At 56.3% G+C, this 14,215-nt stretch carries 16 protein-coding genes and 1 pseudogene; 11 read left to right on the top strand and 6 right to left on the bottom strand.

The window, feature by feature from the left end; all coding sequences use genetic code 11:
• Window positions 1-155 precede the first annotated feature (155 nt).
• From NE357_RS12895 to NE357_RS12885, 3 genes and pseudogenes are all read left to right on the top strand, one after another.
• Window positions 156-458, top strand: coding sequence for a hypothetical protein (locus NE357_RS12895; RefSeq protein ID WP_249314418.1), 303 nt, complete (start codon window positions 156-158; stop codon window positions 456-458).
• The gene (locus tag NE357_RS12890) at window positions 455-760 is read left to right on the top strand and encodes a hypothetical protein (RefSeq protein WP_169430178.1); all 306 of its coding nucleotides are present in this window, start codon (window positions 455-457) and stop codon (window positions 758-760) included. The genes NE357_RS12895 and NE357_RS12890 overlap by 4 nt, the downstream gene beginning before the upstream one ends.
• Before the next feature lie 81 nt (window positions 761-841).
• Window positions 842-1,212 (top strand): annotated as a pseudogene (locus NE357_RS12885) (hypothetical protein).
• Here the strand turns inward: NE357_RS12885 and NE357_RS12880 are convergent.
• Both NE357_RS12880 and NE357_RS12875 read right to left on the bottom strand, forming a co-directional pair.
• Complete coding sequence (locus NE357_RS12880; protein WP_169430177.1) at window positions 1,209-1,433, bottom strand: hypothetical protein; 225 nt, start codon at window positions 1,431-1,433, stop codon at window positions 1,209-1,211. The pseudogene NE357_RS12885 and the gene NE357_RS12880 overlap by 4 nt on opposite strands.
• A gap of 141 nt (window positions 1,434-1,574) precedes the next feature.
• On the bottom strand, window positions 1,575-2,246 hold the full coding sequence (locus tag NE357_RS12875) for a hypothetical protein (protein WP_169430176.1): 672 nt from the start codon (window positions 2,244-2,246) through the stop codon (window positions 1,575-1,577).
• Between the two features lie 29 nt (window positions 2,247-2,275).
• On the opposite strand from NE357_RS12875, the gene NE357_RS12870 reads away from it, so the two are divergent.
• The gene (locus NE357_RS12870) at window positions 2,276-2,557 is read left to right on the top strand and encodes a hypothetical protein (protein WP_169430175.1); all 282 of its coding nucleotides are present in this window, start codon (window positions 2,276-2,278) and stop codon (window positions 2,555-2,557) included.
• 117 nt (window positions 2,558-2,674) lie between these two features.
• Here the strand turns inward: NE357_RS12870 and NE357_RS12865 are convergent, their stop codons facing one another.
• Window positions 2,675-3,502, bottom strand: coding sequence for a DUF2971 domain-containing protein (locus tag NE357_RS12865; protein ID WP_169430174.1), 828 nt, complete (start codon window positions 3,500-3,502; stop codon window positions 2,675-2,677).
• Window positions 3,503-3,553: 51 nt separating this feature from the next.
• Between NE357_RS12865 and NE357_RS12860 the strand changes: the two genes are divergently transcribed.
• Window positions 3,554-4,330 (top strand): DUF2786 domain-containing protein, encoded by a 777-nt coding sequence (locus NE357_RS12860; protein WP_169430173.1) that lies wholly within the window; start codon window positions 3,554-3,556, stop codon window positions 4,328-4,330.
• Between the two features lie 93 nt (window positions 4,331-4,423).
• On the opposite strand, the gene NE357_RS12855 is transcribed toward NE357_RS12860, so the two are convergent.
• Window positions 4,424-5,146 carry a hypothetical protein gene (locus tag NE357_RS12855; protein WP_169430172.1) on the bottom strand — a complete coding sequence of 241 codons (723 nt, stop codon included), beginning with the start codon at window positions 5,144-5,146 and terminating at the stop codon, window positions 4,424-4,426.
• 450 nt (window positions 5,147-5,596) lie between these two features.
• Here NE357_RS12855 and NE357_RS12850 point away from each other — a divergent pair, with 450 nt between their 5' ends.
• From NE357_RS12850 to NE357_RS12830, 5 genes are read left to right on the top strand one after another with little or no spacing between them, the layout of a single operon-like run.
• Window positions 5,597-5,866 (top strand): hypothetical protein, encoded by a 270-nt coding sequence (locus NE357_RS12850; RefSeq protein ID WP_169432629.1) that lies wholly within the window; start codon window positions 5,597-5,599, stop codon window positions 5,864-5,866.
• Between the two features lie 49 nt (window positions 5,867-5,915).
• Window positions 5,916-6,110 (top strand): hypothetical protein, encoded by a 195-nt coding sequence (locus NE357_RS12845; protein WP_249122239.1) that lies wholly within the window; start codon window positions 5,916-5,918, stop codon window positions 6,108-6,110.
• Between the two features lie 51 nt (window positions 6,111-6,161).
• Window positions 6,162-6,410: a hypothetical protein gene (locus NE357_RS12840; RefSeq protein WP_127928178.1), complete on the top strand. Its 249-nt coding sequence runs from the start codon at window positions 6,162-6,164 to the stop codon at window positions 6,408-6,410.
• Window positions 6,411-6,454: 44 nt separating this feature from the next.
• Entirely contained in the window at window positions 6,455-6,697 is a 243-nt protein-coding gene (locus tag NE357_RS12835) for a DUF4224 domain-containing protein (RefSeq protein WP_169430171.1), read from the top strand.
• Window position 6,698: 1 nt separating this feature from the next.
• Window positions 6,699-7,748: a tyrosine-type recombinase/integrase gene (locus NE357_RS12830; RefSeq protein WP_169430170.1), complete on the top strand. Its 1,050-nt coding sequence runs from the start codon at window positions 6,699-6,701 to the stop codon at window positions 7,746-7,748.
• A 542-nt stretch (window positions 7,749-8,290) separates the two neighbouring features.
• On the opposite strand, the gene NE357_RS12825 is transcribed toward NE357_RS12830, so the two are convergent.
• Both NE357_RS12825 and NE357_RS12820 read right to left on the bottom strand, forming a co-directional pair.
• The gene (locus NE357_RS12825) at window positions 8,291-11,386 is read right to left on the bottom strand and encodes an efflux RND transporter permease subunit (RefSeq protein WP_169430169.1); all 3,096 of its coding nucleotides are present in this window, start codon (window positions 11,384-11,386) and stop codon (window positions 8,291-8,293) included.
• Window positions 11,383-12,492 carry an efflux RND transporter periplasmic adaptor subunit gene (locus NE357_RS12820; RefSeq protein WP_169430168.1) on the bottom strand — a complete coding sequence of 370 codons (1,110 nt, stop codon included), beginning with the start codon at window positions 12,490-12,492 and terminating at the stop codon, window positions 11,383-11,385. The genes NE357_RS12825 and NE357_RS12820 overlap by 4 nt, the downstream gene beginning before the upstream one ends.
• A 208-nt stretch (window positions 12,493-12,700) precedes the next feature.
• On the opposite strand from NE357_RS12820, the gene NE357_RS12815 reads away from it, so the two are divergent.
• The gene (locus tag NE357_RS12815; protein WP_169430167.1) at window positions 12,701-14,161 is read left to right on the top strand and encodes an efflux transporter outer membrane subunit; all 1,461 of its coding nucleotides are present in this window, start codon (window positions 12,701-12,703) and stop codon (window positions 14,159-14,161) included.
• The last annotated feature ends 54 nt before the right edge of the window (window positions 14,162-14,215 follow it).

Here is a 14,215-nt window from a genome sequence, read left to right as displayed (position 1 = left end):
ACCTGGACGGCTGCTCGATGGTGAAACGCCTTAACCGTGTGAGTGACCCGGCATGCAATGCGCCCCGCCCTTTCCGGCGGTAATAGGACGGACAGCATCACTGAGCAGCCTTCTCGCGAGGGCTGCTTGGGATGACAACCGACAGGTAATCAACCATGAAGCACGCAACAGCAATTGCTCAGGCCGAAATGCACCCTCTGATGCAACAGCGCGTCGATGTTCTGCGCGTCCTGATGATTCGTACCCAGGCAGCACGCGAGACGTTTGCACGACTCGCAGGCCTGGTGATGCCGGAGAAGAAGGTGCGCTTCCAGGTGAGGGTGGTCGGCAAGGCCTTCCATGTCGTCAACCTCTCAACCGGCAAGACCGCGGCGTTTCGCTGGACCTACAAAGCGGCGCTCGACATGGCGATTCAGTTCGAAGAAAAAGCCAACCGGCCAGCAGGAGGTCAGCAGTGATCGGCGTACCCCAACCCAACCCCCGCGACTGCATCGTCGCAAGCCTGAACGAGCAGCTCGATCAGTTCTTTGGCGCCGGCGGCAAGGCCCAGCAAATCCCCAGCGGAGTCACTGGTGATCCAAAGCTGGCATCCACACCGCATCACGACCGTCTGCGAGTCGAGCGCAACAAGATCGCGCCGAAGGTTCGCGAACTGGCCGAAGCCGGCAAGACCATCAGCGAGACGGCCAAGACACTGCACATGCACGTCAAGCGGGTTGCGCTGATCGCCAGCGAGAACGGATTCAAGTTCGACTCATAAAACGCATCAGTAACCGGGCGACGACACGCCGCCGACAGACCTGGCTGGACTTGCCGGCCAGCGGAATTGAAGAGGTAGGCCATGGCCGAGGAAAAGGAATTGACGGAGGAAGCCAAGAAGCAGCGCAGGAAGCGCGAGAAGGCAGCAGCAAGGGACGCTGCGTTGGGCGTCGAGAAGTTTACGGTTGAAGTGGCCGGGGTGTTCAAGCCTGACCTCAAGCGGGTCATGGCAGCGCACGGCATTAACAACCGGCAGGAGGTTTACCACTGCTGCTGATGAACCTGATCGCTGCCGACTTCGAGACTCAGGCCAAGATGCTGCGATGTGTCACGACACCTTTTGTCATAACCGAAAAGGTGTCGCGACTGATCGAGGCAGCCGAAATGAAGTCGCTTGCCGATGATCCGCCTGAGTTGGAAGACGAAATCGCTAACCCGGCATGGCTAGATTAGCCATGCTCGAGGTCAATTGGCCCTGTTTTAATTACCCAATCATTACCTAAGCGAAGTGGTTTGGGCAGAGCATTTTCCCAAAAATTTTGATGCGGGAACAAAAGATATCCTTGCCCATTCGCCATCGGATCAATGTGCACAATGAACTGGGCAACATCTGCAGCGCTCCAGCCGATTTCGGCAGCAATCTTGGCGTGATTTTCAGCGTTACGAATGACCATCGCGAAATCCTTTCGTGAAGTTGAGCCTGGAGCGTAGCTCAGTCAAATAGGAACACACACCCTACTCGATGCATCCAGCAACCGCACGACTCTCCTGAATTTAGTTAGGAATTATGCCTACTAATATTAGTATGGTTAAATTCAAACATAAGATCGTAGCTTAGGGCGGTCTAATTTTTTCCCAGCGCATGCAACATAAAGAATATCGAGCGCATCTACAGCCTCCCTTAAAATTCCCAAAGCATATTCAGGAAACGTGTGAACATATTCATTTAATGATTCATCTTCACAGAGACGTACAATCGAATTTCGAATATGCCTTGCCTCTGCAAGGCATTCGTAGGCGATTTTTGATTTTTCAAAAAGCTTCTTATCGATTACCGCCAAGTCTACGACAGCCTTATCAAATATGGATGAATACACGTTCCATAGCGGACCATACCCGCCCTGCCGGCCCACATGAACAGCAATCTGTTCAGATCCGGATGACGTTCGCCTGTAAGAAATACCAGTGAAATGCTCATCACCGATAGCATGGCAAATGCTAGTCAAATAATTCAATGTCCAGAGGTTTTTTTCGAGTTCCTCAGATAGAAGAATTTTGTACGCTGATATCTTTCTTTTCCGCTCTGAGGACCGCTTAAAAAACTCAACAACTTCTTTAACGATGAACAACACCACTGCGGCCAAAACACTAACAGGTAGTATCGAGTCGATTTTGCTCTGCAATTCAATCATAGAACCCCGGCTATCCGGCCCCATGCCGGCCACCTGTAATACCCCAACCCAAACCAAATTGCCACCGCCGGTCACGGAGGGCGGCGCCTGACTGGAGACATCCCATGCAAGCAGTCATCTACGCGGGCCTGCGAAATGGCGCCCGCGACCAACAAATCTTCGATGCCCTCAACTACAAATATGTGATCGAAGTCGCCAAGGATTTCCAGCTTGCTCCCGGGACTGTGAGGGCGGCGGCGAAGCGCATCTCAAATGTAACCGTCTTCGAGTTGACGCTACTTGGAGGGGGGCAGCCCGATGGCAATCGGCAAAGTCGCTGCCAATTCGTTCCGAAAGGTCGCGCTCTGCGCCTATCGCAACTATCACGGCACCTTCCGCAACCTTGAGCTGCCCTGATGAGTGATCACTGACGGGCACCAGAGTGTCGAGGTAATGGAACTCCGTAGGATCGATATTGGCGAAGTTTCCCTTTAGCGCGCTCTCACCTGATGACTCAGCTTTTGCTAAGGCGCCCTGTAAGGTATTGAAGACTTGATAATATCAATATCATGTAGATAATTATTATCCTTTGTGAATCGATCAAGATTTAACTTTGTCACAAAAGACTTAAGAGAGATATATGCGAGTTCCTGGTCGGCCATTGGGCCAATGTGAATAGCTCGAATACTTTTAGACGGAGCGCTAAGTTCAACGAAGGGAATTAGCATGTTCCCTCGAGTCCTAAAGCTCACTTCTAAGCCGTCCTCTATCTCTGGATCAAGATCATGACCAGCAACAATTCTTACTTCCTGCTCTTCCGAGAAGCTTTGATGTTTGAAAGTCGCGGCCAAGCCAACTAAATTAGAAAATGCCTCATAGCCGTCGCTATCAAGATAGCCGTCATTTTTTAGCATGGAGTCAGAGATAGTCATCAGGCTAGCAAGTGCTACGGTTGATGCCTGAGAGAGTTTTTCAAAATCGTCATATACGCACGCCGAAAGCGCATGCGGAATAGCCTCGGATGAAAACTCAATTGCATAGGAGCCATACGCTCGCCACTGACTCAATAAATCACCAGCCTGGCTGAATGAGCAGATAAAAACAGGCCTATTTTCTATCCCGTAACCTGCTTTCCCGACAAGACCGGCCTCCACATATTCTGCAGCAACACCCAGGAGTTCATGGCGATCTGGAAAAGTCTTAACTTGATGTTTTATATAATCAATCAGAGCGTGAATACCGTTATGCAGCTCTTCTGAATCATTCAGAAAGCGCACATCGGTCAGCCACAGCTTTTCGTTTTCAAGAATCGATTTAACTGCATTTATGTCCGTGTAGTGGAAGAGCTGCATGGCTTGTCCTAAAAAATTCACCCACACGCAATATACCGTCGAGGCCCTCCTATGTCCGCACAACAGATCGACGAAAAGAAACTCGAGCGCGCGATACGCAAGATCAAGCACTGCCTGGCACTGGCCCAGAGCGCCAACGAGAACGAGGCCGCGACTGCACTTCGTCAGGCACAGGCGCTGATGCGCGAGTACCGTCTGACCGAAATGGATGTGAAGTTGAGCGACGTCGGCGAAGTCGAGTCGGACCTTCACCGCGCCAAGCGTCGGCCGGCATGGGATCAGCAGCTGAGCATCGCCGTAGCTGATGCATTCAACTGCACGACCTTGCGGCGTCGGAAGTGGAGCCCTTCGAAAGAGCAAGTCATCGAATGCGCGACATTCGTCGGCGTAGCTCCCGCTCAGAACATCGCCCTGTATGCGTATGAGTCGCTGCACAGAAAGCTCACCCAGGCGCGCAAGGAGTACTGCTCGGCAGTCAGGTCTGGGGTTCGGCGCAGTGCGTATTCAGCTGAAACTGCCGGCGATCACTTCGCTTTGGCATGGGTCTGGGAGGTTCAGTCGAAGCTGAAAGCGCTCGTGCCTCAAGATGATGATGCAGCCGGGCAGCCCGGCAGTGGGCAAGGGCTGGTAGCGATTCAAGCGCAAGACAAGGCGTTGATCAGCGAATTCCTCGCCACCCAGGACATCAAAGAGTCACGGAAAAGAAAGGGCGTCGAGCTGGACATGAACGCCCACATTGCCGGGATGCTCGCTGGCAGCAAAGTAGAGCTGCACGCCGGCCTCGCGCGCGGGGGCGACGAGATTCTGGCCCTATCCGCAAGCGCCTGATCCCACAACCCTCCACCGCCCGGGCATGCCCCGGCATAGGATGCCCATGTCCACAGAAAAAGATGGACATCTCTCGATGTGGTCCGATGGAGCTTACAATTGCTCAAACCTCAGACCTGGATATCTATCATCTGGTAACACCGTGATGTTAAACATGCATACTCCAGGAGTGAAATCCGCATCAAGATACGTCACCGTAAGCTTATCCCCAACTCCGTCCCCGCGCCCTTCAACGTTCAACTTAAAGCGTGCAATATCTTTATTTTCCATCAAGTGCCTGGTCTGACCAATAAATACAAATTGATCAGAGAAATCGAAATTTACACTTGTAACTGGAGAACCCAAATTTTGAACAGAAAATTCTAACTCATGAGTTGACCCCATGTGAGAACCGCCATTGCCAGAAATAACAAAAAGCGGCCGAATTGATTTCGCCCGTTGCTCGCGAGCACTTTGAATACTTTCAATCTCGGTCTTAACTTGCTCACGTGAGATGGCGACAAGTTCTTTCTGTTGTTCAACAGAATTCTGGAGCTCTTGAGCCTGTAACTGTAAAGCAGCTGAGCTTAGTTTTAATTCGCGCCCTTGCTGGATGTAGCCTAAGACCAACCACAAGAACGCTACCGGTCCAAACACGCCAGCAGCGAGATCTCCTATTTCATTCAGTTTCAACGCGATCAGCTCATCAAATTTTGCCCCCATGATGGTGATCGCACCACCGATATACAACGCAGTCAGGTGCGCTGCCCACCACTCCAAGCTTCGGCTGCACCACCATTTCGCCTGATCTGTCCAATACGTTCGAAAACGACCCACGATTTCTTCCTTAAAAAATTTATAACACCATTTTAGCAAGGAAAGGCCACGTAAGGCCTGAACACGATAGCTCCCTCCCCCTTCAAAGTCAGCCGCTATAGCGGCAAGGACGAAGTCATGTCTGAAGAAAACCAAATTCGCCTCAACAGCGCAGCGCGGGACGTCATGGCCGAACGGCAACGCCAAGTGTCCCTCGAGGGCTTTTCGCTGTATCGCGATGACCTTTACGTCAATGGCGAACTTGCCGAAGCGGCGTCCACCTATGCAAGCCTCGCCGGTAAGCCGCGTAGCCTGAGCACGGCCTGGCCCCGTGTAGTCGGAGAGTTCAAGCCGAGTGCAGATCGGCGCCGCGACCTTGTGAAGGCGGCAGCCCTGCTGCTTGCAGAGATTGAGCGCGTCGATCGCGTTGGACTTATCAAACACTGGCCGGTAAAGCGGGATGAAAACGGCATGTTCTGGCATCCGGATCTGCCGTCTTTCGATGAGGGTGACGGCGACAAGTGCAAGAAATGGCTCGACGAACAGGGTTTAGTTGTGAAGATGTCCAGCATTGAAGACGCCCCGGACGAGATATCGGAGCGCTACTTTGACTCCCAAAATCCAGACTGCGGCTATTGGGAACCGGATCGTCCAAATGGCGAAGGCTGGTTCTGCCTTTCGATTCACGACACTGATGATGGCCCGGTCTGTTGGTGGGCGCGACGCGAGGTGACGCCATGATCTTCGCCCCGCTCTACATGGCCTCCCTGATCTGCAGGGGGCTGTGGCGATGAAGGTTGTCCCACACACCGGCTGGGTTAGGCGTCGGCTCGAATCCGCAATCATCCTCTTAGCAGCCTGGATCATCGACGGTCGCAACGTTAAGCGATCGGGCGTCGTCTCCCGCCGCGATAACAATGACATGCGGTACATGGCGGAAAAGCTCGAAGGCATCGCCGATCGCATAAAACGCCAGTACCCGTAATCGCTCCCCCAACTCAACAGCCTGCCAGTGTATGGCGGGCGAGGAATCCTCATGCCCGAATTAACGTACGACCAGAAGCTGGTGGATTACGCAACGGCACCGAAAGCATCGGCCGGCACCATCTGTCAGATCGAGAACGGCGATTTCGTGAAGCACTGGTGCGGGAAGCTGCGCGGCAAGTTCATTCAGGTCGGCCCCACCTGGAAGGCCGCGACAAAGCAGCAAGCAATCGAAAAGGCTCGGGAGTTTCGCGAGCAGTGCCGGGCAGAAGCAAAAGCGAAAGGTTTGTTGCCCGCATAACCCATCACCAACTTCTAACGCCAGGCGCGGCATGGAGCATCACAATGGAAACTGAAATTCTCTCCGACGAGGAACTGGCCGCACTCACCGGCTACAAGGCCCGGGCCTACCAGCGCCGCTGGCTGATTGATCGCCAGTGGGTGTTCGTCGAAAGCCGTGGCAAGCGTCCGCTGGTGGGCCGCATGTATGCCCGCATGAAGCTGGGCATGATCAGCCCTACGATCGCCGATACGAACCCGCCGCCGGCTGCACCGGTATGGACACCAGACTACTCGCGAGTGAACTGATATGCGCCCCCGCAAGGCCGACACACGCAGCTTGCCGCCTCGGATGTACAAGTGGACACGAACACGAAAAAGCGGAAAGGTTTGGATCGCCTATTACTATCTGGATATGACAGGTAAGGCGATCCCGCTGGGCAAGGATCTGGACTTGGCCAGGGTCAAATGGGCGGAGCTGGAGGCGAAGGAAAAGCCGCTTGATCTGCGCACTATGAAAGGCATCTTCGACCGATATATCCGCGACATCGTATCGAAGAAAGCGGCACGGACGCAGAAGGACAATTTGTCGGAGATCAAGCAGCTTCGGCCGATGTTCGACAGCGCTCCCATCGACTCAATCACCCCAGCAACTATCGCAGGGTACCGCGACGCGCGGACCGCCAAAGTTCGGGCGAATCGCGAGATTGCCACCCTCTCCCACGTTTTCAACATTGCTCGAGAATGGGGACTGACGACCAAAGAAAATCCCTGCCAAGGCGTGCGAAAAAACAAAGAAACACCGAGGGACTATTACGCAAATGATACGGTTTGGGATGCTGTTTACATGAAGGCAGCTCAAGAGCTGAAAGACGCGATGGACTTAGCCTATCTGACCGGGCAAAGACCGGCAGATGTCCTGGTCATGAGGAAGGACGATGTCGAGGGAAATTACTTGGGTGTGCAGCAGAACAAGACACACAAAAAGCTGCGTATCCAGATGACTGACGGTGATGAGCCAAACAGTCTAGGCCTGTTGATCGGGAAAATGGCTGAGCGCAATGCTCAGCACATTTGCAGCTATTTGATCGTGAGCGCACGCGGCAAGCGGATGACCGCGAAGATGCTTCGCGATCGATGGGACGACGCCAGAGAAAGGGCCAAGAACGAAGCTGAAGAAAAAGGCGATGTTCAGCTGGCTGAGAAAATCGGAGGCTTCCAGTTCAGAGACATCAGGCCGAAAGCGGCGTCGGAAATCCTCGACGTCGGCGATGCGAGCCTACTCTTGGGGCACACCAAAGGAGACATTACCGAGCGCGTCTATCGACGAATTGGCGCCATTGCCAAGCCATCGAAATAGCCCCAAAAACCGTTACAAAACTCAAAATCTGCCCCTTGTAGAATGCGGGCTGTAGAGGTGTCAAAAAATAAACGTATCGTAACGAAAAGCGGCTACAGGCCCCGGTTTCATTGGCTTTGCATATCGGTCTTGAAAACCGTCGACTGTAACAGGTCCATGAGTTCGAATCCCATCGCCTCCGCCATATTTGATACGACAAAGCCCTGATTATTCAGGGCTTTGTCGTTTCTGGAACTCGCGTTTTTTGGACCTCCCTTTCTGGATCGTTTCCACATCTTTTCGGCTATTTCCGCAACCCTCCCGTTCCATTCCAGCGTTCCAGCCTGGATCAAGAAACTCAGAACTCATCCACAATGGGTATTCGGTGACGTCCGTAGGCAGCTTACGGCCAGAAGCGGATCAGCGTGAATGTCTGCCACGGCCAATACGCACGTTCGGATAAACGACAAAACTGTCAGTGATCCTGCCAGCCGTGACCAGTCAAAAGATGAGTAGTAAGGGGGGCAAAGAGGCACGACAAAGCGGGCCTCGATTTCAAGCTTTTATACCTGTGTCGGATTTATTTTTTCAGTTTGCCCCTTATGGTCAGGACGGATCTTGAACCAGATCGAGTACATCGCGGGCAGGAACACCAGCGTCATGATGGTGCCGACGAGCGTGCCGCCAATCAGGGTATAGGCCAGCGTCCCCCAGAACACCGAGTGTGTCAGGGGAATAAACGCCAGGATTGCCGCCAGGGCCGTCAACAGTACCGGTCGTGCACGTTGCACCGTGGCTTCGACGACAGCGTGAAACGGATCCAGCCCTTCTTGCGCGTTGTGATGAATCTGACCGATCAGAATCAGCGTATTGCGCATCAGGATCCCCGACAGTGCAATCAACCCGACCAGCGCATTGATGCCAAACGGCTGACTGAAGATGAGCAGTGTCGGCACCACACCAATCAACCCTAACGGCGAGGTAAGGAACACCATGATCATCGCCGAGATCGAACGGACCTGCACAATGATGATGACCAGGGTCATGGCAATCATGATCGGCAACAACGGCAGGATCGCCTTGCCGGCCTTGCCGGACTCTTCGATCGCGCCCGCCTGCTCGATCCGGTAACCGGAAGGCAGCTTCTCGATGATCGGCTGCAGTTGCTTCAGCAGCGCACTGGAAACATCCGGTGGCTGCAAGTCCTCGGCAATGTCGCCGCGCACGGTGATGGTCGGGGTGCGATCACGCCGGCGCAGGATCGGATCTTCCATGCGCACATCGACCTCGCCTATCTGCGACAAGGGGATTCGCTGTCCCGACGCACCGACTAAAGTGAAGCCTTCGATTTGTTGCGGATCGAGCCGTATATCCCCCGCTGCCCGCCCCATGACCTGCACTGAACGAATATCTTCACGCACCGCCGTGATCGGTACTCCGCTGAGCAGAAATTGCAATTGCTGTGCAACCGCAGTCGATGTCAGCCCCACTGCCTGCAGACGGTCCTGATCCAGGTTGAAATGCAACGACGGAGTCAGCGGCCCCCAATCAGTGTTCACGGTTCTCATCATCGGGCTGTCTTGCATCACGCCCCGCACCTGCTCGGCGATCACGCGCAACTTGGCCGGATCAGGCCCCATCACCCGGTAAGCCACTGGAAATGGCGAATAAGGACCAAACACAATCTGCGATGCCCTGAGGCGCGCCTCAGGGGCGAGCCCTTGAGCGACCGCGTCACGAAAACGCAATTTGAGGGTTTCCCGTGCCTCCTGACTGTCGGTCAGCACCACGATCTTGGCGAACGACGGATCGGGCAGTTCCGGCGCCATCGCCAGAAAGAAACGCGGCGCCCCTTGGCCAATATAAGCCGTGACGATTTTTGCCTCGTCTTGCTGGCGCAGCCAGGCTTCGACTTTGGCAGCCGTGGCGCTGGTCTGCTCGATGGAAGTGCCGTAGGGCATTTGCACCTCGATCATGACTTCGGGACGGTCAGAGGTCGGGAAGAATTGTTTCTTCACCAGCCCCATGCCCGCCGCCGCCACGAAGAACAGCGCGGTAACCATGCCCGCGACCCACCATTTGCACGCGATGACCCGGGTCAGAACCCGGCGGAAGCGGTTGTATCGCGGCGTGTTGTAGATCGCCGCGTGTCCACCTTCGACTGCCTTGATGTCCGGCAACAGTTTCACGCCCAGATAAGGGGTAAACGCCACGGCCACGACCCACGAAGCGATGAGAGCGATGCCCACGATCCAGAACATGTTGCTGGTGTATTCGCCGGCGGTTGACTGAGCGAAACCGTTCGGCAAAAAACCGATCGCCGTCACCAGGGTTCCGGACAGCATCGGCGCCGCCGTGTGGCTCCAGGCATAGGCAGACGCCTTGATGCGATCGTAGCCCTCCTCCATTTTCACCACCATCATTTCAATGGCAATGATCGCGTCATCGACCAGCAGCCCCAGCGCCAGGATCAACGACCCGAGGGTAATACGGTCGAAGTTCTTGCCGGTGGCTGCCATCACCACAAACACGATCGCCAGGGTCAAAGGTACGGCGGCGGCGACCACCGCGCCGACACGCCAGCCCATGCTGAGAAAGCAGACGAGCATGACCACCAGCAGCGCGACGAAGAATTTGACCATGAACTCGCCGACGGCAGAGTCGATGTTCACAGCCTGGTCGGTGACCTTCGAGAGGCTCATGCCCAGTGGCATTTCCTCATTGATCCTTGCGGTCTCGGCTTCCAGCGCCTTGCCCAGATCAAGACCATTCCAGCCCTCGCGCATCACTACGCCGAGCAACAGCGCATCTTCGCCGTTATTGCGCACCAGAAAGGTGGCCGGGTCTTCATAACCGCGTTCGACCGTCGCCACATCAGACAGCTTGAGTGTCCGCCCTTGCACGACCACAGGGGTGTCGCGGATTTTCTGCAGTTTGTCGAACGCACCATCGAGACGCAGAAAAATCTGTGGCCCGCTGGTTTCGATTGATCCGGACGGGGTCAGCGCGTTCTGACTGTTCAGCGCGGCGAAGATGTCCTGCGGTGACAAGCCCAGGGTCGCCAACCGGTCATGAGAGAACGAAACAAATATCCGTTCGGCTTGTTCGCCGATGATGTTGACCTTCTTCACCCCCGGCACATGCAACAGGCGCTGGCGCATCGACTCAGCATCGCGGACCAGCAAGCGCTGGGGCTCGCCTTTGGCTTTCAGGGCGAACAGCGCAAAGGTCACGTCCGAATACTCATCATTGACCATTGGCCCGATGACGCCCGCCGGCAACTTGATGGCTTCATCTTCGAGTTTTTTACGCGCCTGATAGAACTCCTCCTGCACTTGCGCAGGGGGCGTGCTATCGAGCAACGAGACCATCGTGAAAGCGAGCCCCGGCCGCGTATAGGTTTCCGAGCGGTCGTACCACTTGAGCTCTTGCAGGCGTTTTTCCAGGGGTTCTGCGACCTGATCCTGCATCTCTTGTGCGGTCGCCCCCGGCCACGCCGTGATGACGGTCAACTGCTTGACTGTAAAAGGAGGGTCTTCGGCACGCCCCAACTGGAAGAACGCCAGGATGCCGGCAACGGCAATCAGGAAAATCAGAAAGACTGTAATCGCCCGCTCGCGAACGGCGATGGCGGAAATGTTGAATCGTCCTTCGCTCATGGACGACTCCCGGCAACGGTGGCCGCATCAGGCACAGGCATTCTTACTGACTCACCTTCGCGCAACAGGTGAGCGCCCAGCGCAACGATTTGCTCGCCAACGCGAAGGTCGCCGGCCACTCGGGCCGATTCGTCGCTCAACCCCAGCACCTGAACCGGTCGCCAGGTCACGGTTGGCGGGGTGCCGCCGATAACCCACACTCCAGGGCCTTTACCGGCGTCGTAAAGCGCGGCAATGGGCACTTGCAACGACGCGGCAGGTGTCGAGCCCTCCGCTATTCTGAGAGTGACTGTCGAACCTATCGGTGCATTGGCCAGCGCACCTTCCAGTACATAGCGGGCCTCGAACGTACGCGTCGTGCGGTCCGCCGAATCCGAAAGCAACCTCAGTTTCGCGGTAACAGCCCCCGAAACGTCGCCGTAGCGCGTGGCTTGAGCGGTGGATCCTGCTGCGGGACGCAACGTCTCGGGCAAGTGCACGATGGCCTCGCGTTGCCCTGCCCGCGCCAGTCGAACCACCGGTTGTCCCGGGCTGACGACTTGTCCGGGTTCGGCGAGTGTTTCCACCACAACGCCATCGGCATCGGCGACCAGCACCGCATAACCGGAAGCGTTGCGTGCAACGTCCGCTTGAGCTTCAGCGGCGCTTAGTTGCGCCTTGGCGGTATCTGCGGCGGCTTTGATCTGATCGTAGGCCGATGCGGAAATGGCGCCGGCGCTGACCAGGGTGCGATAGCGGGCTTCGTCATCGGCTGTCTGCCTGGCGCGGGCCCGTGCGGCGATGACCGTCTCCTGCTGCGCGCGCGCCTGCAACCCCAAGTCGATGGGATCAAGCCGCATCAACGGCTGACCGCGCTTGACGGTCTGCCCCGTGTCAACCAGACGCTCAAGCACCTTGCCCGATACGCGAAAGCCCAGGTCGCCCTGAATGCGCGCCGTCACCACCCCCGTAAAAGATCGGGAACCGTCGGCCGCTGCCTGAACGGCGGTGGCCCGGACCAAAGGCGCTTGAGTACGCGGGTCGACTACGGAGGAAGAATCACCGCACGCTACCAGGGCGAGTGGCAACAGGCATGCGGCGATGGGGAAAATTCGGAGCCGGCGCATAGGTTCCCTTACTAGAAATAGGATGATCATCATATTCTCGACCTTGTGACCATTATCGTCAACAGTCACTGCTCATGAAGTATCCGACGCCTCAGCTTTATCAAACCTGCCTAAAATACCCGTTTAATAGGCAATACGTTCACTCGCCCTTGATTGACACGTTGTGACCAATACGTATTATGGTCACATACCTCGTTAAGGAACGCCGATGCCTCCCCTCCGTACGATTACTCTTTTGGTTACCGCCAGCTTCGTGGCAGGTTGTGCGGTGGGTCCGGATTACCGTCGTCCAGACGCCCCGCTTTCGGACCATTACCTGGGGCAGCCCGCTGTCGAACCGCAATCCGGATTGACACCGGACGGTCTCGCCGCCTGGTGGAAAAACTTTAATGATCCGCTGCTGACCGACTTCATCAACCAGGCACTGCAGCAGAATCTGGATCTGGCACAAGCGTCGGCGCGCGTCACCCAGGCAAGGGCCGGCCTGGGAGCCGCAAACGCAGCACTGCTGCCCTCGGCAAACATCAACGCACAGGCGGCACGCGCTTATCAGTCCGTCGAGACGCCACTGGGCCAGGTGTTGAATTCAACACCTGGCTATGACCGTTATGGCAATTCTTACGAGGCCAACCTCGAGGCGGGCTGGGAAGTCGATGTCTTTGGTGGGCTGCGCCGTGGACGTGAGGCAGCACTGGCCGAGTACCAGGCCTCAGCAGCGGGCTTCACCGCTACACGGCTGGCGATCGCCGCGCAAACGGCCGATATCTACATCACCCTGCGCGGATTACAGGCACGGCTGGATATTGCAAACCGGCAAGTCGACACCCGACACGCGTTGCTGGAGAAAGTCCGGTTGCTTTACGGCAAGGGCCTGGCCGCGGAGTACCAGGTGCGTCAGGCCGAGGGTGAATTGTCGCAAGTCCAGGCGACCGTTCCGGTACTGCAAAGCGGTCTGGAAGCAGCCATGAATGCGATGGACGTGCTGCTCGGCACGCCTCCCGGCTCTCACCGCACGCAACTGGCACGTGAGGGCGAAATTCCCGATGTGCCGTCGTTGACTGCGCTGGGCACACCGGCAGATCTGCTGCGGCGCAGACCGGATCTGATCGTGGCCGAACGCCGTCTTGCGGCCTCCAACGCGCGCATCGGTGAAGCCATTGCCGAGTACTACCCGAAATTTTCACTCAGCGCCTTGCTCGGCAGCGCGACAGCCGTATCCGGTGGCAATCTTTTCACCGGCGGCGCAAGCCAGTCGGCGGGTGTGCTGGGTTTGCGCTGGAGGCTATTCGACTTCGCACGCATCAACGCCCAGATCGATCAGGCCAAAGGTCAGGAATCTGAAGCATTGGCGGCCTATCGCCAGTCGGTACTGCGCGCCACCGAAGATGTAGAGAACGCGCTGTCCTCACTGGTGAATCGGCAAGCCCAGACCACTACCCTTACCGGCGGCGAAGCGGCGCTGACTCAAGCTCGCCAGTCCTCGTTCACCGCCTATGAAAGAGGCACCGCCAGCCTGATCGATGTCCTGCACGCCGACGAAACATTGTTGCAGGCCTCCGACGCCAGAGCGCAGGCGCGGACTGAATCGGCCCGTGCGGCGGTGGCGGTATTCAAGTCGCTCGGTGGAGGATGGCAACCCGTTGAGCCGGGTTCTGTAGCGGCGCGCTGAGCAGCAACCCCAGATCGTTTCAAGAGTCGGGAGACACGTGTACTCCCGATCCGC

The organism is Pseudomonas sp. G7(2022), from assembly GCF_052660475.1.
The sequence above is the reverse complement of the archived record's forward strand: the minus strand, read 5'-3'. Positions and strand labels throughout refer to the sequence as shown.

Bases quoted from the DNA above. Each gene is read 5' to 3' on its own strand.
- NE357_RS12845 (WP_249122239.1), top strand. From the start codon at position 5,916: ATGAAGGTTGTCCCACACACCGGCTGGGTTAGGCGTCGGCTCGAATCC.
- NE357_RS12895 (WP_249314418.1), top strand. From the start codon at position 156: ATGAAGCACGCAACAGCAATTGCTCAGGCCGAAATGCACCCTCTGATG.
- NE357_RS12835 (WP_169430171.1), top strand. From the start codon at position 6,455: ATGGAAACTGAAATTCTCTCCGACGAGGAACTGGCCGCACTCACCGGC.
- NE357_RS12830 (WP_169430170.1), top strand. From the start codon at position 6,699: ATGCGCCCCCGCAAGGCCGACACACGCAGCTTGCCGCCTCGGATGTAC.
- NE357_RS12840 (WP_127928178.1), top strand. From the start codon at position 6,162: ATGCCCGAATTAACGTACGACCAGAAGCTGGTGGATTACGCAACGGCA.
- NE357_RS12825 (WP_169430169.1), bottom strand. From the start codon at position 11,386: ATGAGCGAAGGACGATTCAACATTTCCGCCATCGCCGTTCGCGAGCGG.
- NE357_RS12870 (WP_169430175.1), top strand. From the start codon at position 2,276: ATGCAAGCAGTCATCTACGCGGGCCTGCGAAATGGCGCCCGCGACCAA.
- NE357_RS12860 (WP_169430173.1), top strand. From the start codon at position 3,554: ATGTCCGCACAACAGATCGACGAAAAGAAACTCGAGCGCGCGATACGC.
- NE357_RS12850 (WP_169432629.1), top strand. From the start codon at position 5,597: ATGTTCTGGCATCCGGATCTGCCGTCTTTCGATGAGGGTGACGGCGAC.
- NE357_RS12815 (WP_169430167.1), top strand. From the start codon at position 12,701: ATGCCTCCCCTCCGTACGATTACTCTTTTGGTTACCGCCAGCTTCGTG.
- NE357_RS12880 (WP_169430177.1), bottom strand. From the start codon at position 1,433: ATGGTCATTCGTAACGCTGAAAATCACGCCAAGATTGCTGCCGAAATC.
- NE357_RS12865 (WP_169430174.1), bottom strand. From the start codon at position 3,502: ATGCAGCTCTTCCACTACACGGACATAAATGCAGTTAAATCGATTCTT.
- NE357_RS12820 (WP_169430168.1), bottom strand. From the start codon at position 12,492: ATGCGCCGGCTCCGAATTTTCCCCATCGCCGCATGCCTGTTGCCACTC.